The sequence below is a fragment of the Methyloceanibacter sp. genome (assembly GCF_058506495.1).
This window is the reverse complement of the sequence record NZ_JBZMXT010000010.1, coordinates 30,800-49,414: the sequence shown is the minus strand read 5'-3', so window position 1 is coordinate 49,414 and position 18,615 is coordinate 30,800. Positions and strand designations below refer to the sequence as shown.

Annotated in this window: 17 protein-coding genes and 1 riboswitch; of the genes, 3 read left to right on the top strand and 14 right to left on the bottom strand. The window is 58.6% G+C overall.

The window, feature by feature from the left end; all coding sequences use genetic code 11:
- The 14 genes from AC33YF_RS03910 to AC33YF_RS03845 form a co-directional block, all read right to left on the bottom strand.
- Positions 1-613, bottom strand: a 613-nt coding sequence (locus AC33YF_RS03910; RefSeq protein ID WP_491775889.1) for an RNA-binding protein, incomplete at its 3' end; no start/stop codon positions are given.
- 39 nt (positions 614-652) lie between these two features.
- Complete coding sequence (gene nusA / locus AC33YF_RS03905; protein ID WP_491775888.1) at positions 653-2,326, bottom strand: transcription termination factor NusA; 1,674 nt, start codon at positions 2,324-2,326, stop codon at positions 653-655.
- 63 nt (positions 2,327-2,389) lie between these two features.
- Positions 2,390-2,947, bottom strand: a complete 558-nt coding sequence (rimP, locus tag AC33YF_RS03900) for a ribosome maturation factor RimP (protein WP_491775887.1) — start codon at positions 2,945-2,947, stop codon at positions 2,390-2,392.
- 344 nt (positions 2,948-3,291) lie between these two features.
- On the bottom strand, positions 3,292-3,999 hold the full coding sequence (gene trmB / locus AC33YF_RS03895) for a tRNA (guanosine(46)-N7)-methyltransferase TrmB (RefSeq protein WP_491775886.1): 708 nt from the start codon (positions 3,997-3,999) through the stop codon (positions 3,292-3,294).
- Between the two features lie 112 nt (positions 4,000-4,111).
- Positions 4,112-5,287, bottom strand: a complete 1,176-nt coding sequence (metK, locus tag AC33YF_RS03890; RefSeq protein ID WP_491775885.1) for a methionine adenosyltransferase — start codon at positions 5,285-5,287, stop codon at positions 4,112-4,114.
- A gap of 109 nt (positions 5,288-5,396) precedes the next feature.
- Positions 5,397-5,813, bottom strand: coding sequence for a helix-turn-helix domain-containing protein (locus AC33YF_RS03885; RefSeq protein WP_491775884.1), 417 nt, complete (start codon positions 5,811-5,813; stop codon positions 5,397-5,399).
- A 92-nt stretch (positions 5,814-5,905) separates the two neighbouring features.
- Positions 5,906-7,537: an apolipoprotein N-acyltransferase gene (gene lnt / locus AC33YF_RS03880; RefSeq protein ID WP_491775883.1), complete on the bottom strand. Its 1,632-nt coding sequence runs from the start codon at positions 7,535-7,537 to the stop codon at positions 5,906-5,908.
- Positions 7,538-7,548: 11 nt separating this feature from the next.
- Positions 7,549-8,529 (bottom strand): hemolysin family protein, encoded by a 981-nt coding sequence (locus tag AC33YF_RS03875; RefSeq protein ID WP_491775882.1) that lies wholly within the window; start codon positions 8,527-8,529, stop codon positions 7,549-7,551.
- Complete coding sequence (gene ybeY, locus AC33YF_RS03870) at positions 8,526-9,125, bottom strand: rRNA maturation RNase YbeY (RefSeq protein WP_491775881.1); 600 nt, start codon at positions 9,123-9,125, stop codon at positions 8,526-8,528. Before ybeY ends, AC33YF_RS03875 begins: the two co-directional genes overlap by 4 nt.
- Positions 9,122-10,174, bottom strand: coding sequence for a PhoH family protein (locus AC33YF_RS03865; RefSeq protein ID WP_491775880.1), 1,053 nt, complete (start codon positions 10,172-10,174; stop codon positions 9,122-9,124). The genes ybeY and AC33YF_RS03865 overlap by 4 nt, the downstream gene beginning before the upstream one ends.
- 67 nt (positions 10,175-10,241) lie before the next feature.
- The gene (miaB, locus tag AC33YF_RS03860; RefSeq protein ID WP_491775879.1) at positions 10,242-11,621 is read right to left on the bottom strand and encodes a tRNA (N6-isopentenyl adenosine(37)-C2)-methylthiotransferase MiaB; all 1,380 of its coding nucleotides are present in this window, start codon (positions 11,619-11,621) and stop codon (positions 10,242-10,244) included.
- 153 nt (positions 11,622-11,774) lie between these two features.
- Positions 11,775-12,650: a transglycosylase domain-containing protein gene (locus AC33YF_RS03855; protein ID WP_491775878.1), complete on the bottom strand. Its 876-nt coding sequence runs from the start codon at positions 12,648-12,650 to the stop codon at positions 11,775-11,777.
- The gene (locus AC33YF_RS03850; protein ID WP_491775877.1) at positions 12,650-12,895 is read right to left on the bottom strand and encodes a hypothetical protein; all 246 of its coding nucleotides are present in this window, start codon (positions 12,893-12,895) and stop codon (positions 12,650-12,652) included. The genes AC33YF_RS03855 and AC33YF_RS03850 overlap by 1 nt, the downstream gene beginning before the upstream one ends.
- 156 nt (positions 12,896-13,051) lie before the next feature.
- Positions 13,052-13,975: a LysR substrate-binding domain-containing protein gene (locus AC33YF_RS03845; RefSeq protein WP_491775876.1), complete on the bottom strand. Its 924-nt coding sequence runs from the start codon at positions 13,973-13,975 to the stop codon at positions 13,052-13,054.
- Positions 13,976-14,029: 54 nt separating this feature from the next.
- Between AC33YF_RS03845 and AC33YF_RS03840 the strand changes: the two genes are divergently transcribed.
- The 3 genes from AC33YF_RS03840 (at position 14,030) to AC33YF_RS03830 (ending at position 18,217) form a co-directional block, all read left to right on the top strand.
- Positions 14,030-14,380: a hypothetical protein gene (locus AC33YF_RS03840; RefSeq protein ID WP_491775875.1), complete on the top strand. Its 351-nt coding sequence runs from the start codon at positions 14,030-14,032 to the stop codon at positions 14,378-14,380.
- 98 nt (positions 14,381-14,478) lie between these two features.
- Positions 14,479-14,689: riboswitch (cobalamin riboswitch) on the top strand.
- A gap of 102 nt (positions 14,690-14,791) precedes the next feature.
- Positions 14,792-16,195 carry a carbohydrate porin gene (locus AC33YF_RS03835; protein WP_491775874.1) on the top strand — a complete coding sequence of 468 codons (1,404 nt, stop codon included), beginning with the start codon at positions 14,792-14,794 and terminating at the stop codon, positions 16,193-16,195.
- A gap of 294 nt (positions 16,196-16,489) precedes the next feature.
- Positions 16,490-18,217, top strand: coding sequence for an Aq_1262 family (lipo)protein (locus AC33YF_RS03830; protein ID WP_491775873.1), 1,728 nt, complete (start codon positions 16,490-16,492; stop codon positions 18,215-18,217).
- The last annotated feature ends 398 nt before the right edge of the window (positions 18,218-18,615 follow it).

The following is an 18,615-nucleotide window of genomic DNA, read 5'->3' as shown; positions in this document are numbered from 1 at the left end:
GGTAACGCTCGACACGCGAGGCTGCCGCCAGGAACTTTTGAGCCGCACCGCCCTGGATGAGGGCAGCATGTATCACATTTGTCCGGCCCGATGCCAAACTCAATTGATCTGCGGTAAATGCGCAGACCGACGGGATCCCTTGTCCACCAGTAGCGGCGCGGGCTTTGCCGTCCAATTTCCGGCAGCCGTCCGCGGCCGCGTCCGCTGCGTGCACCAAGGCAATAGTCCTACCTTTTTGGAGCGCTTCCTCGACCTTGGAGCGGCCGAAAACGGCCTCTCCGGCCTTATTGGCCAGGGCAAATGCGCCAAGGGCCTGCTCGGTCAAAAGCCCATCGACCTGCTTGGCAAGGCCGTCCGGGACCCGGACATCGGCCTTCAGCGCACGGCCGAATGCATGGCGTTTTGCGGCGTCTGAGATCGTATCGTGGGCCGCGGTGAACCAGGCGCCACGCCCAGGAAGGCGCTCCTTGAGATCCGGGACGACAGTGCCATCCGGCCCCAGCACAAAGCGGATGAGGTCAGATTTAGCCCGGTGGGCGCGTGTCAGTGCACAGCGCCGCTGGGTAACCCCAGGGGCCTGCCGCGACTTCGTCTGTCGCGTCTCGCTCTGCACCGCCGTCTCCAACTACAACTGCCTTATATCTATACCGGCTCATGACGCGGTTGCGTCTTCGCCAGAAGCTTCGTCATTGCCTCCCGCCACCTCATCACCCCCAGGGCCTTCGGCGCCGTCTTCCTCGGTCTCATCAGACTCTTCAGAAACCAAATCGGCCTCGTCAATCCAACCAGCCTTGACCCGCGCTGCCAGGATCAGATCTTCGCACTGCGGGCGCGTCATGCCGAAGCCGTCGAGAAATCCTGGAAAACGGGTCGTTTCCTTGTCCTGCCGCTCGATCCAGCCGGCGAGATCGTCGGTGGCACAGTCGGCCAGGTCTTCAAGCGACTTCACGTCGTTCTCGCCAAGAGCGACAAGCATGGCCGTATTCAGCCCTTCGAGCTGAAGCAACTCGTCCGATACGCCGAGTTCCTTGCGCTTGGAGTCCAGTTCCGCCTCGAGCCTCTCGAGATGTTCGCGCGCTCTGGTTTGAATCTCGCCAGCCGTCTCCTCATCGAAGCCCTCAATTGAGGAAATCTCGTCTGTGTCGACAAAGGCGACTTCCTCGACGGAGGTAAATCCTTCCGAGGCCAGCAGTTGGGCAATGACCTCATCCACATCGAGCGCTTCCATGAATTTGGCGGAGCGTTCGGCGAACTCGGCTTGACGGCGCTCCGATTCCGACGCTTCCGTCATGATGTCGATATCCCAACCGGTCAGTTGGGACGCGAGGCGGACGTTCTGCCCCTTGCGGCCGATGGCAAGCGACAATTGTTGATCAGGTACGACGACTTCAATGCGCTCGGCATCTTCGTCGAGCACGACCTTGACGACTTCTGCTGGTGCAAGCGCATTCACGATGAAGGTCGCGGCGTCCGGCGACCACTGGATGATGTCGATCTTTTCGCCTTGCAGCTCATTGACGACCGCCTGAACGCGAGAGCCGCGCATACCGACACAGGCGCCGACGGGATCAATCGAGCTATCGCGCGAGACGACCGCGATCTTCGCTCGGCTGCCTGGATCGCGAGCGACCGATTGGATCGTGACAATGCCCTCATAGACCTCCGGGACTTCCTGCGAAAACAGCTTCGCCATGAATTCCGGATGTGTGCGCGACAGAAAGATCTGCGGCCCGCGCTGTTCGCGCCGAACATCGTAGACGTAGGCACGAATGCGATCGCCATAGCGAAAATTTTCGCGGGGCAGGGTCTCGTCGCGGCGCACGACCGCCTCGGCACGCCCAAGGTCCACGATCACGTTGCCGTATTCCACGCGCTTGACGATACCGTTGACGATTTCGCCCACGCGGTCCTTGTACTCGTCGTACTGACGCTCTCGCTCTGCCTCTCGTACCTTCTGCACGATGACTTGCTTCGCGTTCTGAGCGGCGACGCGCCCAAAGTCTAGCGGGGGCAGCGGCTCGGCGATGAAATCGCCGACTTGGGCGGCAGGGTTTTTCCGCCGAGCCTCGGTCAGCGCAATCTGCGTAGCCTCGAGCGTGACGTCATCCACCACTTCCAGCAAGCGCGCCAAAGAAATTTCGCCCGTCTTCGGGTCGACTTCGGCTTTGATCTCGTTCTCGCTGCCGTAGCGCGACTTGGCCGCTTTTTGGATCGCATCCTCCATTGCGGTAATGACGACCTGGCGGTCGATGGACTTTTCTCGCGCGACGGCGTCGGCGATCTGCAGGAGCTCCAACCGATTGGCGCTCACGCCTGCCTGAGACATTGTTTAGGCCTCCAAACAAAGTTGCGTTCGTATATGGCAGCCCCAGAAAGACTGCCTCCAAGCTCAATGAGCTGTTTCGCCACCCGATAAATCAGAGCGGAGTACATCCGCATCCATGGTTAGCTTCGCTTCACCGATGAGCGAAAAAGGTAGGCCGATGATCACCGGCTCGGGGGTTCCATCCAGCTCAATCTTCAATTGCACTTCCTCGTCGATCACGTCTTCAATACGGCCTTTAAACCGCTTTCGACCGTCGACGGCCTCTGTTAGTTCGACCTTTGCGTTGTACCCGACCCACTTCGCGAAATCGCTGCGGCGGACGAGAGGCCGGTCGATCCCCGGAGAAGAAATCTCCAGCCGATACGTTCCGGGCATCGGGTCATAAGCGTCGAGCACGGGAGATAGGCGCCGGCTGATCGTCGCGCAGTCCTCCACACTCATTTGACCATCCTGCCGCTCGGCCATGATTTGCACTGTCCCGCCATCCCGCCCCGAGATCTTGACCCGCACCAAGCGGAATCCGAGCTCGTTCAGCACTGGTTCGGCGAGATCCGCCACCGCGCGCTCTGGACCGGTTTCCCGCACGAAGCGGCGGTCCTCGTCTGCAGCAAGCCTCGTCATCACTGTCCACGCCCAAGGTTTCGGCAATTCCGGACCCCGAGACGTTTGACGGTGAGATCCAGTATCCGCGGCCGAAGCCCATAACAAAAAGGAGCGGGCCGAGGCCCACCCCTGATCAAATCAATCACGAGTTTCTGGCCGTAATATACGGGCTTTTTCGAACGTTTCAAGCACGCTGCAGCGAAGAAAGCACCGATTTATCAGTGGCTTCTGATTATTGTGAAAAAGGCTGTCGGCCAAGATGCGATGAATCGGCCGCGTGCATTGGGCAAGAGCGCAACCGAAACGCCCGTCGGAGGAGCGCGGGTACAACGCACAAGGCGTTGTCGATGGACGCCCCGAACTCAGCGGCGTCGAAAAGAGAGATAGGCGGGCTTACGGCCGGCGCCCAACGCCTTTCGCTCATAGCGCGTCTCGGGCCAGTCTGCCGGGCGCTCGCGCCAGTCGTCAGCCCGGCGCGCGGTCCAAACAAAGGCATCATTTTTGAGAATCGTACGCAGCACCACACGTACGTAGTTCATGTCGTCGCTCGCGAAACGTAGCTCGCCGCCTCTGACGAGCACTTGGGAAAGTGAATGGACGAGCTCAGGCGAAACCAGGCGCCGTTTGGTCTGCCGCTTTTTCGGCCAGGGGTCCGGAAAAAGAATGAACACGCGTGCGACTGAGTGTTGGGGCAACCATGCGATGAGGTCACGCGCATCGCCATCATGGATACGGATGTTGTCGATGCCGTGTTCGTCGATACCGCCAAGGAGGCTTGCGACGCCGTTGATAAAGGGCTCGCAGCCGACCATGCCAATCTCCGGGTTGGCGCGAGCTTGCCAAAGCAGGTGCTCGCCACCGCCAAAGCCGACCTCGAGCCAAACATCCTGTACAGCGCCGCCAAAAAGTGCCCCCACATCTCTTGGCGCAGGCCTCGACAGATTCGGACGTAGTTCAGGCAGGAGATCGGCGATCAGCTTTTCTTTGCGCGCTGTGAGCCGCTTCCCCTTGCGCCTCCCATAAGACCGTAACGGACGAGCCTTGGTTCCCTCTCGTATCTCCGTGTTCATCTAAGCTGCGTGCCAAGCCTAGGGTTGCGTGTCCACCCAATAAATGCGCGCAGGAGCCATCATGGCCGAGACGATCCCCGGTCATCTTGTCCGCGAGTCCCATGTCTCTTGGCTAGTTGAGCGCGCCACGAATCTGGTCGGCTAGGTCGACACGCTCCCATGAAAAGCCGCCGTCGTTTTCCGGAGTCCGGCCGAAATGTCCGTATGCGGCTGTGCGCTCATAGATCGGACGGCTGAGGCCGAGGTGTTCGCGGATCCCACGAGGGCTGAGATCCATGACTTCCCGAAGAGCGTTTTCAAGCTTGTCCTCTGCGATCTGTCCTGTGCCGTGGAGGTCGGCATAAACTGAGAGCGGCTGCGACACGCCGATGGCATAGGACAGCTGCAGCGTGCACTTGTCAGCGAGACCCGCCGCAACGACATTCTTCGCGAGGTAGCGCGAGGCATAGGCTGCGGACCGGTCAACTTTCGTGGGATCCTTGCCGGAAAAGGCACCGCCGCCATGAGGGGCGGCCCCACCATACGTATCGACAATGATCTTCCGGCCAGTCAGCCCGGCGTCACCGTCTGGTCCGCCGATCACGAATCGGCCGGTCGGATTTACGTAGAATTTGGTTCTCCCGTCGATCCAGCCCTTTGGAAGCACCTCATCCACTACGCTGCGGACGATCGCTTCAACCTGTTCGGTCGTCGCCTTCTCGTCGTGCTGAGTGGAGACCACAACGGAATCGGCTCGAACCGGCATCCCGTTTTCGTACACAAGTGTAACCTGACTCTTGGCGTCAGGGCCGAGTTCCGGTGTGCGGCCTGCGTGGCGGGCCTTGGCCATCTCGTGAAGTATGCGATGGGAGTAAAAGATCGGCGCAGGCATCAACGCGTCTGTCTCGCGGCACGCGTAGCCAAACATGATCCCTTGGTCGCCCGCCCCCTCGTCCTTGTCCTTCTCGGCATCGGCATCTACGCCCATGGCAATGTCGGCGGACTGCTCGTGAAGGTGGTTCTCAAACGATGCGAGGTCCCAGTGGAAACCTTCTTGCTCGTAGCCAATCTCCCGAACGGCGCGCCGCGCGGCCGCCTCAATTGCTTCGCGCGTCACACTTTCTGGTCCCCTGACCTCGCCAGCAAGGACAATATGGTTGGTTGTGACAAGCGTCTCGCATGCGACTCGTGCGAAAGGGTCGGCAGCAAGATATAGATCGACAACCGCATCAGAGATGCGATCGCACACTTTGTCCGGGTGACCTTCCGAGACGGATTCACTTGTAAAGAGGTAGTTTACTCGAGCCACTGTCGCATCCCTTCGTGTGAGGCCGTTGGCTCCCAGACCAACGCGGGCTCGGTTCTGGCAACGGGGCGGGCAGAGGTCAAGCCCTTTACTGGGGCGTGGGATGAAGACCCTATTTCGGATTCTTGGGGTCGCTCAGAGATCGGACAAGGTCTACGACGCACTTACGAACCTTCGCACTGGAAATCTTGGTGAAGGCACGGTTGAGCTCAAGTCCTTCGCGCGTATTCAGAAACTCTAGGATGAACCCTTCGGATTCCGGCTCAGACAGACACGGCGTGGTCGACCGTTCCTCCACTACGGGCGCCTCGTCGAAAAAGTACCCGACCGGTACGTCCAGTATTTTAGCGATGTGGTGCAGTCGACTAGCGCCGATCCGGTTCGCGCCCTTCTCGTACTTCTGTACTTGCTGGAAGGTCAGACCCATGCTTTCGCCGAGACGCTCCTGGCTCATTCCCATGAGCATTCGGCGAAGTCGGACCCGGCTGCCGACATGAGCGTCAATGGGATTTGGTTTCTTCCCTGCCATTTTTTCGTCTCGAAAGGTCTTGTGTCAAAACGTGTGACTGCGATTAAGCGCAATATGTTTTCGGGTGACTCAAGTTCATAGGTTGCCGACGGTCAGCCAGTCAAGCTTGGACGTCGGGTAGAAATAGCGCAAGCAAACCAGCCCAAGAGAGCTGCGATGACAGCAAGCAGGTCCGCCCATGACCCGAAGCTGTAATAGAGCGTCGGCGGTCCCGAATTGGGCAATGAGATGTCGAGAATGTTTTCAGCATCGAGCGGAATCTCAGCAACGACGCGGCCCCAAGGATCAATCAAGGCGGATATGCCTGTATTTGCAACGCGGACCAAAGGCAGTCCGAGTTCTGCTGCACGGACACGTGCCTGGAAGAAGTGCTGATAGGGGCCGGCGCTCGACCCAAACCATGCATCGTTGGTGACGTTGAGCATCCAGCCTGGTCGGTCGGTGTCAGCTTGTGACGACCGTGAGGGGCGAACTTCTTCGGGGAAGATGATCTCATAACAGATCAACGGCAATGCGGGAGGTGCGCCAGGGACGGTCAGCAAACGGGGTCCCGCGCCAGCGTTGAAGCCGCCACGCACGCCTGTCATTTGCATGACGCCGAGGCTTTCAAGAAAGTTTTGGTACGGCAAGAACTCGCCGAAAGGAACGAGATGTATCTTGTCGAAGACGGTGAAGACGTCACCCGCGGCGTTGACCGCCATTAGACTGTTGAAGGCCTCTCGGCTAAGGAGAATTCCTTTGTCGTTGCGCTTCTCAGCCCAACGAACGCTGCCGACGAGCAGAATAGTTTTCGACGGCAACGCCGCGCCAATTGCCGCAAGCGCATCTTCGGACTTATCCAGCGGAAACGGTAGAGCCGTTTCCGGCCAAACAACAATATTGATCTCTTCGATGCCCGGTCGCTGAGTCATCTCCAAATAGGTCTCAAAAATCCGCGTGGCATTCTCAGGCTGCCATTTCTCGGCCTGACTAATATTGGCCTGTACGAGACGAAGCCGAATATCACTTGGCGTGTCATAAGCGCCCGAGAGGCGCGCGCTACCCCAGAAAAAGGACGCGCCGAGGACGCCAACAAGAAGGGCAGTCAGCAGAACTGTTGCTCGGCTTTGCGGTTCACCGTCGCTGCAGATGGCCGCCGGCGCCGAAAAGAGCAACACGGCGAAAACCGTCACGGCATAGACGCCAAACGGTGCGGCGAGCTGCATCAACGCGTCGTTTGCGAGCAATCCATAGCCGATTAAGTTCCACGGAAACCCCGTCAGGACATGGCCGCGTGCCAACTCCGAGAGCCCCAAGCCAACCCCCAGTGCGAAAACGCGTGCCGGGCCGGGGCGCCAAAGCACCATGGTGATTGCACTACCTGCCGCAAAGAAAAGGGCCATGCTGGCGGGGAGCGCCGTCATTACAAAGGGTATGAGCCAGCCATGGCGCCAAGGCTCGACAAGGAAAGCTTCGGCGACCCAGTAAAGACCCGTCAAGAAGAAGCCGAAACCAAACCAAAAGCCCGTGATTGCCGCGCCCGACACGCGAACGAAAAGCGTTCGTCCAGCGCGATAGCTTCCATCAAGAAGCCAAGTGAGTCCGCCTAGACTTACGAAAAGAGCTGGCCAGAGGTGAAAGGGCGCGAAGGCGAGAAGGGAAAGCGCTCCCAGCAGCACAGCAGTGATCGCACGTCTCACCCCGGTCAGTTCGCTTGTCCAGGCCGCAATTCGTGCGGGGGCCATCATATTGCCCCTCAAGATGCGATGGGTGCTGCGTCACTCGCGTTGGAGGGTTCGACATGCCCCTCAGGCACGTGGATACGCAGCCGCTTGATGCGGCGCGGATCGGCATCCAGTACCTCAAACTCAACGCCGGAGGGATGGCTGACCACTTCGCCCCGCGCGGGAATTCTGCCGGCGAGTGTGAACACAACGCCGCCCAGCGTATCGATATCTTCTTCCTGCTCGTCGGTGACGAGGTCGATTCCCAATTGATCCTCAAGTTCCTCAATCGGTAGCCGAGCGTCCGCTACAAGTCCGAGCGCTTGATCGTTTTCCAGCATCGGCTCGTCTTCCACATCGTGCTCATCAGCGATATCGCCCACGACTTCCTCAACGAGGTCTTCGATGGAAACAAGGCCGTCAGTGCCACCATACTCATCCACGACAAGCGCCAGATGTAGCTGCGCTGTTTGCATCTTCAGCAAAAGGTCAAGTACGGACATTGAGGGTGGAACGTAAATGAGCTCGCGCGTGATATCGATCAAGCCCACAGTGCGTGTCAAATCGACCTTCCCGAGATCGATGCGGTCGTTTCCGTTGCCATTTGCTTCTTCGGTGATCCAAGACATCAGATCGCGAATATGGATCATGCCGCGCGGATCATCTAAAGTTTCACGGTAGACGGGGACCCGGCTGTGCTCCGATTTCCGAAACACGCGCAAGAGATCTTCGATGGTTACGCTATCGTCCACGGCGACGATATCGGCGCGGGGGACCATCACATCTTCCACCGTTAGAGTGCCAAAACGCAGAATACGGAGCATCATGCTTCGTTCCTGCGGACTCAACTCGTCACTCTTGCTCTTGATCAGAGTGCTCTCGATAAGCGTGCGCAAGTCCTGCTCGTCGCTGAGGCCGAATGTCTGAAGCAGTCGCTCAAACCAGGTAGACTCGTCCTCGGCCGGTTGGGTCGGTTCCCTTTCGGTTTCGTGTTCGGGCGCAGACGGACTCATTTTGCGATCTCCGCGACGCCCAAGAATGCTTTCTCTGAAGAGATAGCGTCAGCATACGGATCAGAAATTCCAAGCGAGGCAAGTGCCTGCTGTTCCAGGCTCTCCATTCTATCCGCTTCAGTCTGCTCGAGATGATCGAAACCAAGTAAATGCAACGCGCCATGCACGACCAGGTGCGACACGTGATCGGAGAGGGTAATCTCTTTTTCGGAGGCTTCTGCCATCGCCGTCTCTAGTGCGAGGACGATGTCACCAAGAAAGACGGGAACACCGTGCACGTCACGTGATGAAACGAAGCCTATGTCGCGCGGGTTGTCTTCAGCTGGGAAGGACAGCACGTTGGTCGGCTGATCCTTTCCGCGCCATGTCTTATTCAGGTCGCGGATCTCCATATCGCCGGTTAGCAGTACAGATAGTTCACAATGTGCCGGTCGGGCAGGTAGCGCGACAGCGAGTGCAGCGTGAGCAGCAAGATCGATCATCGCATCGCTGATGCCGTGTGCGGTCCAGGCGTCGTCACGGCGTACAATCTCCGTGTCCAGCGCGGGCGTGGCAACAGTCTGTTCATTGCTCGGTCTAGGGCCGTCTTCGCTCATGTGGTTCTACTGGAGCTAGGAGCGTCGGTGGTCGTCTCAGGAAGAAGCTCCTTAGACTGTGAGGCGCCCTGCGCTTGCGTCGACTGGTCCGCGGCGTCATAAGCTGCCACGATTCGCCCTACGAGTTCCCGCCGTACAACGTCCGTATTGGCAAAGGCAATGTGACCAATCACGTCGATACCTCGCAGCATCTCGATTGCGGAGAAAAGGCCAGAGTCCTGCCCCTTGGGCAAATCGACCTGGGTCGGATCTCCTGTCACGATCATCTTACTGCCTTCGCCGAGGCGCGTGAGAAACATCTTCAACTGAACCGCCGTGCAGTTTTGCGCCTCGTCAAGAATCACCATGGCGTTGGATAGGGTTCGACCGCGCATGAATGCGAGCGGCGCGATTTCGATCATACCTGTCTCGAGGCCGCGTTCGACGCGCTCCGATCCAAGCGTATCGTACAGCGCATCATAAAGAGGGCGCAAATATGGGTCGACCTTATCGCGCATGTCGCCAGGCAGAAAACCAAGGCGCTCGCCCGCCTCTACGGCAGGTCGCGAGAGGATCAAGCGTTCGCAGAGACCGCTCTCCAACGCTGCTGCGGCAAATGCGACAGCCAAGTATGTCTTACCTGTACCGGCGGGCCCTGTAGCGAAAACGAGGTCGTTATCCTGAAGGCAGGTGAGGTAAGCACTCTGCGCTGGCGTGCGTGCGGTAATGACACGCTTGCGCGTCTTGATCTGCTGCGCCTTGTTTCGTAAGCCGATCTCGGCCACATCGGCCGCCGTGACATGACGTATTGCGCCCGCCACGTCGCCGACACTGATCGTCTCGCCGTCGGCGAGTCGGCCGTAAAGGTGCTCCAAGATCGTTCTTGCTGCGTTGCAGGCTTCTTCCGTGCCGCGTAGTGAAATCGCTGTGCCGTTGACGACAGCCTCGACACCAAGCCTTTCCTCAAGCACAGCGAGATTGGCGTCGTAGTGTCCAAGGAGATCGCGCACGAGGCCCATATCGTCAAAATAGACGACCAGGGGACTTTGATCCCCATTTGCTTGCGCCATCTCCAGGCGCTTTGCCGTTGCTACTCGCCCGCGCGTCAAATGTGGTTTCCGAAAACTACCTTGCAACTCAAATAGCTGCTCGAATCGGTTCGTGCCATTCAAGTCCTGCGTTCATGACACCGGTAAGACTGTTCGGCCCCGCAGCCAAGATGTCAACCTCGGCGATGTGACCTATCAACCGTTCCGATCCATCTAGATACACAGGCTGAAGGTAAGGGGACCGCCCAGCAATCTGGCCTGGTTTACGCCCTTTGCCCTCAAAGAGCACCGGAATCCGCCTTCCGACCATCGCTCGGTCGAACTCGCGGCGGCTTTTCTCGAGCTGCGTCTGCAGGATAGAAAGACGCTCCTTCTTAACCATTTCCGAGATTTGTCTGTCGAGCGAAGCTCCTGGCGTACCGGGACGTGCACTGTACTTAAACGAAAATGCCTGCGCGAAACCCAAGCGCTTGGCGAGGACCAGCGTGTCCTGGAAGTCCGCATCCGTCTCACCGGGGAAGCCCACGATAATATCGGTTGAAAGCGCGATGTCAGGACGCGCCGCCCTAATGCGTTCGATCAGACGCTCATACTCATCTGCCGTATGTTTCCGATTCATGGCCGCCAAAATGCGGTCAGACCCTGCCTGAAAGGGAAGATGCAGATAGGGCATCAACTTCTCTTCGTTGCCGAACAGCGCGATGAGGTCGTCATCCATGTCACGCGGATGGCTTGTGGTGAAGCGCATGCGCGCAATAGCTGGCACCTCCGCGAGCCGCCTCAACAGCCTCGCCAACGACCATGTCGTGCCGTCCTCACCCACGCCGTGATAGGCGTTGACATTCTGGCCGAGCAGCGTGACCTCACGTACGCCCGTGGACGCGAGGCGTTCCACCTCGGCAATGATTTCCGACGCGGACCGAGAGTATTCTGCGCCGCGCGTGTAAGGCACGACGCAGAACGTACAGAATTTATCGCAGCCTTCCTGCACCGTCACGAAAGCGGATACGGGTCGCTTGCCGCTTGCGCGTTGAGGCAATGCAGCGAATTTCTCGTCTACAGGGAACTCGGTCTCGACCAAGCGTTCCCCTGACTCGGCCTTGGCGACAAGGTCGGCGATCCTGTGCAGGCTCTGGGGTCCGACTACGATATCGACAATCGGTGCGCGGGCGATCATCTCTTCGCCTTCCGCTTGCGCAACACAGCCGGCTACTGCCACCATGGTGCCACTACCACGCACCTTCCGCGCCTCTTTGCTCCGCCGCACGCGACCGAGTTCCGAATAGACTTTCTCCGCGGCCTTTTCCCGAATGTGACAGGTGTTAAGGATGACGAGATCGGCGTCGTCCATTGCCTCGGTCACGTCGTAACCGGCAGGCGCAAGCGCTTCGACCATGCGCTCCGAGTCGTACACATTCATCTGGCAGCCGAAGGTCTTGATGTGGAGCTTTTTGTGGCCCTTGTTCATGCGCTGTTTGTGGGCAAGGTCCCCTCATTCGTCAAGAGGGCGCTGCCTAGAAGAAACAAGGTTTGTTTCATGCGTCCAATTCAATCTTCAACAACGGCCATCAACACCGTTCGCCCAGGCGACCGCATGATCGCGGCCATGCTGCGCCAGCCATCACTGCAGAGGGGCTCGTATCGTCAGACGTATGACTGATTGACCCGAAGATGCGGCCTTCGCGTCGTCTGAGGCGCGCGGCGCGCCGAGCGGCAATGGTTTGCGCGCGGTTGGGACGGGGTCTGCCTTTGCCGCCTCCCTCTCTTCAGGGCCGAATATGCCGCTATCCGAAATGCGATCGAGCACGCGGTTTCGAGCCGCGCGTGCCTGCTCGGGGTGGCGGTCGGGCCGGCGATGCTCTGGCGATTGCGGCAAAGCGACCAGCAGCGCAATCTCGCTGAGGGTTAGCTGCTTCGGTTCCTTGCCGAAGTAAGCGAAGGACGCCGCGCGAATTCCTTCCAGATTGCCGCCATAGGGCGCAAGCGTGAGATAGAGAGCGAGGATCTCGTCTTTGCGATAGACCTGTTCAAGCTGGATTGCGCGCACCATCTGGCGGTACTTTGCGTACATCGAGCGTTTGCGCCGCGGCTCAAGGAGCCGTGCGACCTGCATTGTGATCGTCGAGCCCCCAGACACGATCTCTCCGTGCACGGCGAGTTGCAGGCCTGCGCGTGCCGTCGCTAGCGGATCGACACCGTGATGGTCGTAGAAGCGCTTGTCTTCGTAGGCGAGCAGGGCCTCAAGAAAGCGTGGGTCTACATCAGCCTTTGAGGCTGGGAGACGCCAACGTCCGTCGGACGCCAGATGAGCGCGCAACAGTTGGCCGTCGCTTCCCAGAACAGTCTTGGAATAGGCGAGGTTTTTGCCGAGCGGTGGCGGTCCGAACGACTCGGCGAGTCCCACAAGCGCGCCCGCAGCGATAGCGACAAAGCACAGAAGTCCGATGACAGCGTAGGTCAGGCGACGGCGCGGGTCGTGTTTCTTCGGGCTAGCCATCAGTGCGCCGTAACGGTGATTGCGCCCGCTTCTATTCGGACATTGTGATCCGGCGGATACCGATCACCGGCGGTTGCCTGCGGACGTATCAGCATTTCGAGAGCGACGGCCCGCCCGCTATGGGTATCGCAGTGAAATGTGACGTCGAGCGCGTCGTCTTCATAGGGATGGTCAGCAGCCATAACGGGAAAGGAGAGGCAGGCGAAAAGCACCGCGACACCGCGAGTGCTGAACCATACGACCATGGAGATCCTCCGAGCGCCCGGCTCTCGGCTGCGAGCAGACGAGTTCATCGTAGCTGACCATCATGACGGAAACAATTGAGCCGCCGATCGCCAATGGGTCTGGCTCAAGGCGGCGCCACTACGATCGTCTTATATTGGCAGTGCGCGGCCTGGTGCTTAAGCCGTCGACCCCTGTGCAAGGCTGGCAAATTCCTCGCGTAGCCACTGATGGCATTCATCACGGTCGTAGCTCGTGTGCCACAAAAGCCGTACGGGAAACGTAACCGGGTCCATAGGTTGCGGGATTCTAGCGAGGTCGAATTGCCGCTCCAAATGGCGAGCGAGCGAGCCCGGGAGCGTGAGTAGGGCGTTACTACCCAACGTTGTCATGACGCCAACGAGGGCCGAGGACACCAGCGATACTTGCTGTATCGCGCGGCCTGACTGAGCAAGTCGGCCTTCCAGGCTGTGAAAGCTCGGCAGACCGTGTACGGCGATGTGCTCCGCGGCGCCAAAACCATCCGCATCCGGACGCTGCTCCAAGAGAGGGTGCCCAAGACGCGCCAAAGTCACGAGTTCATCGTCGAATAGCTTGGCGGCCCGGATGTCTGGCGTCTCCGCGCTCTCGCCCGTGATGTCGATCACAAAGTGGCAGCGACCGTTGCGCAGGTCGTCGAGCAAGGACTCCGTATGCGAGGGAGCCCAGTCGACCCGAACGCTCGGCGCGCTTTCTTGCAGACGCTTGCGTAAGGGCTCGATGAGGATCAGCTCGCCGGCTTCGCTCGACGCCGCGGCAAACGCGCGCATCGTGAGTGATGGATCGAAAGGCTTGTTGGGTCGAAGTAGGCTTTCCATGCCGGCAAGGATCACGTGCACCGTCGGTGCGAGTTCCTGTGCTCGGGCGGTGGGAACAAGCCTTTGTCCAGCGCGCACGAAGAGCTCATCGTCGAACAATTCCCGCAACTTAGCCAAGGCATGGCTGATTGCGGAGGGGCTTCGTCCGAGCCTCTCAGCCGCCCGCGTCACGCTTGCATCGACGAGCAGAGCATCGAGCGTAACCAGTAGATTGGCGTCGACTTCCTTAAGATGCAAAATGCTCAACTATTATCTAGAAAACTATTTGCGTCATTCATGATAGGCGGAGCCATAGGTTGATTGCAAGACATTCGGCTGCCCGGCTATACGCGTTTCGATAGTGCCGCCTATCAAGATCTCAACGAGCATTGGTCGGCGCAGGTTAATGCCGAGAACATGTTCAACACCGAGTACTGGATCTCGTCGCACAACAACATCTCGTACGGCGCGCCGACATCGGCCTTCGCAACGGTGAAGGCGCGTTGGACGTTCAACGCCGCGCACTCAAGGATCGATGACGGAATTCGGTTGTCCGTTTTTGAACCAAAGCAGACATCGGCGCATTCAGCAGAGAGCCGCGCTGCAACGAGGAGGCTGGCACTCTCTGGTACTCCGACAGAAGCGGCGATCGAGGAGAAAAACTGGATCTGACTACCTGCGGGTTTCCTGTCTTTCGGTGGATCGAGGCCTATCGGGCAGCGCCGATACGGAAACCTTGTCGCATAATTGACAATGCTTCCGTCGTAATACAGCTTACCAACGTTGAAGGTTCCCTAAGGATCTGTTCTGACGGGATGAAAAGGGAACACGGTGTGCGCCTCGATGGCGCGGATGCCGTGGCTGCCCCCGCAACTGTGAGCAGAGAGCTTTCTGCCAATTGTGACCACTGGGAAACCGGGAAGGTCAGGCAGACGGCGTTGACCCGCGAGCCAGGAGACCTGCCTTCAGCCGTGCCAGGGTTAATGGGCGAACGGGGTTGCTCGCACATTGTCGGGATGTTCCATGGGGGCCACTCCGCGAGCACTGACGCGTTTGTTCAGGCGCTCGGCTTCGGAGGGAAGAATGTCCGACACTCAGAAGAGTCAGGACGCCCTGTGCGTCCGTATGGTTTCCAAGCTTCGCGAGAGGTTGCGCACTGCCACGCTGGGAGCACTTGCGCTTATCTCGGCTCCTGTCGCTGCGAGCGCTAGTTGCGACGTGCCTATAGAACGGCTCGACCCGTTTGTGACGGCTAATGGTCGGCTCCCCATCGTCGATCGCATTGTTGGTGATGCGCCGTCCGATCTCCATGCGATGGGCATTGACGTCGGCGGTGCGTATATCTCGGAACCCTTCTACAACTGGGGTGCCTTCGACGAGGGCGGTGAGTATCAGGGTATCCTCGACATCTATGTGAGTGCCGATATGGAGAGGCTAGGCCTGTGGGACGGTCTCTGCTTCTTCGCGAACGGCTTTCAAATTCACGGGTACTCGATAACGGCCGCCAATATTGGCGGTCTCATGCCCGTCACCAGCTTCGAAGCCGTCCCAGCTACGCGCCTCTTCCAGCTTTGGTTCGAGCAGTATCTGTTCAACGAAACGGTGTCCGTCCGTTTCGGTCAGCTTGCAGCGGACGAGGAGTTTTTCTTGTCCGATGGCACCGGCTATTTGATCAACGGCACATGGGGTTGGGCGTCGAAAGCGGCAGAGAACACACGCGGCGGCGGTCCGGCCTATCCGTTGGCTACGCCCGGCGTGCGCGTCGCGGTGACGCCAACAGAACAGACTCATCTGATGGTCGGTGTGTTCAACGGCGACCCCGCGCCGGACTGCAACAAGGACGGTGGCAATCCGCAGCGCTGCAACCCCGATGGTTTGGACTGGGGCTTACGCGACCGGCCGCTGCTCATGGTGGAAGCTGCCTATAGCTACGCCTTGCGCGGTGGTGAACTTCCCGGAACCCTAAAGTTTGGCGTCTGGAACCACTTCGGCACATTCGAGAACAATCGCATCGACGTCGGGGGAGAGCTGATTGCTATCACCAAGAACCGAGGCAAGCCTGTCGAAGGCAACTACGCTGTGTATGCTGTCCTCGATCAACAGATTTGGGCCGCACCCGGCGCCGAGGAGGGACAGGGTATCGGCTTCTTCACCCGCTTCGGCGGTGCGCCTGAAGACCGCAACCTTATCGACTTCTACTTCGATGTGGGTCTGACCTTTACGGGTATGATCCCAGGCCGCCCAGACGATGCGTTGGCCATTGGCTATGCTTATACCGGCATCTCCGATGAAGTGCAGGCCTTCAATCGCGACGCTGGCGAGCCGATCGGTAGCGGGCATGAAGCCCTGATTGAAGTGGCATACACGATGAAAGTTATGGATGGTTGGACGCTTCAGCCGGACTTCCAGTATATCTTTCATCCAAGCGGCGGCACAGAGGCCGACGATGCGCAAGTCGTCGGTGTGCGCAACACGCTCGCTTTTTAGAGGCAAGCAGCGCTCCGTGCCGTGGGACACAGCGCAAGTTCGGTTGCCAAAAGTCTGAGCCTCATCTTTAGTGTGATCATGTGGTTTCGATGTGCGTTTGTCGGGTTTGTGATAATTTTACTTCCGGGCCGGCGTGTGCCGAAGCTTATGAGAGGCTGGGCGAGCGCGAGAAGGCACTCCCGGGTTACAAAGCCGTGCTCAAGAATGCACCGAGACACGAAGGTGCAATTCAGGGTTCCGCTAGTCTCAATTAACAGGGCAACTAGCTGACGGGGTAGAAGAGTACCTACGGAAATGAGCAGAGCACTGAGAAAAGCTGTTGAGTGCTCAGATAAGCACGCGCTCATTCAAGCAAAGCCAATAACTCTTGAGCTTGAGCGATCCTGGGAAAGCATCGCCTACACCATGCTAGTGGCGAGTAGGTCCGTCTCGGCAGCCTTGATCGGGGTTGTGTTGCTGGTGGCGTCCTCCACTCCCGTCCACGCCAATGAAGACTTGTACAATGCTGAGGCAGTTGTTCCGCCTCAGTGCTATACGAAACATGAAGGCCGGTTCAATCCCTGCTACGTCTGCCACCAAGATCACGGAGGTAGCGAGCGCCTTAATGCCATGAACGACCAACGCTTGCAGTCCGAGTATGACTTCGTTGAGGTGGCCCTCAAGAATCACTGGACCAACCTTTTTGTGGATAGGCGTCCGCTGATTGCTCAGATCGAAGACAAGCAGATTCTCGACTACATATCACGGGATAACTACTCGCCCCTTGCCGGGCGGCTAAAGCAATCTGGTTGGCAAGGCTACACCCCTCAGATCGAGGATCTTGAGAAGGCTGGTGCTGCTTTCGACAAACGTGGTGTGGCGCGCGACGGCAGCGGTTGGGTTGCCTTCAATTACAAACCGCTACCCAGCACTTTTTGGCCCACCAACGGCTCCACTGACGACGTGATGATTCGTCTGCCTGAGGCATTCCGGAACGACGCCGAGGGCAACTACGATAGAGAAATCTATCTGCTCAATCTCAGCATTGCCGAGGCGGCTATCAAGGGCTTGTCGGAACTTTCGATCCCGCCCGCAGATGAGAAACGGATCGGCGTTGACCTCGACGGCGATGGCCAACTTCGTGCAAAGGTCGCGCAGCTAAAAAGGCCTGAGAGCTATTTGGGCTCAGCAGCGACTGTTCCCGTAGATCACTTCCTCTATCCGAAGGGGACGGAGTTTCTGCATACCGTGCGTTATTTGGGACTAGGAGAGGACGGGACTATTGAGGCGACTCCTCGACTGAAGGAGTTACGCTATATGCGTAAGCACACGCTTCTATCCCCCGAACAGATCCGAGAGCGATACGAAGATCTTGCGCACGAAGAGCATGAAGACGACGGTTTGAGCCCGGCTCACGATAAGGCTGAGGATCACGCTGAAGGGGGCGTGAAGCAGGCTGGCGACCTCGGCTACGACAACGGCTTCGGCTGGTACGTGCAGGGTTTTATCGAGGATGCCCGGGGCGATCTTAGGCCCCAAAATACTGAGGAGGGCCTGTTCTGCATGGGCTGCCACGCTAGCGTTGGAGCTACTGTAGACAGCACATTCGCATTTGCACGTAAGGTCACCGGTGCGCCAGGCTGGGGCTATATCGATCTGCATGGGATGCCCGACGCGCCGATTCTCGGCGAGCAGGTTGGTGAGATCTTGCAGTATTTCCGCAGGGTTGGGGGTGGGGACGAGTTCCGCGAGAACAAGGAGCTGCTCAAACGCTTTTTCGGCACGGGCGACTCTGTTCGCACGGACGAAGTTGTCTCAAAGGACATCTACGAATTAATCAGCCCATCTAGATCCAGGGCATTAGACCTCAACAAGGCGTACTGGACGATTGTGCGCGAGCAGAGTTTTCTCCGGGGTCGCGATGCGAACTTGGCACCTATGCAGAACGTGTATAAGCGGGTCGATCCCAAAACAGCGCCCACACTCCCCAAGTCCAACCAGTTTGATAGCGACATACGGCTTGACTGGAGTTCTCGCAGATAAAGGTTCTCCAGAGGCCGCAGCCTGCGGCTGATCTCTCGATTCTGGCCCTCGGCGTGATGGATGTGGGTTCGCGCCATCCCATAAGGCTGCGACATTGTTGCTCACCAGCGGGAGGGCTGGCTGCTGTCCGGGAGTCTGGATCGAAATAATTGGCGCCAATCCAAGCGTTCTCAGTGGGAGAATCATGCAATTCTTGTCCGCTAGGCTTGGCGTGCGCTGCGGCTCACACTAAGTTCCGCGCCAACGAGGTGCGAGGGTGCGCGATTCGTTCCAATTCTCACCGCATTTGTCGGGCTGATTGGAACAATTAGTTCGGGGGATAAATGCAGCGCCATTCTTCTAACAAGCCGCAGCCGCGTTCGCGGGCGCTTGTGCCTGTTCCTAAATCGCTGCCGGCC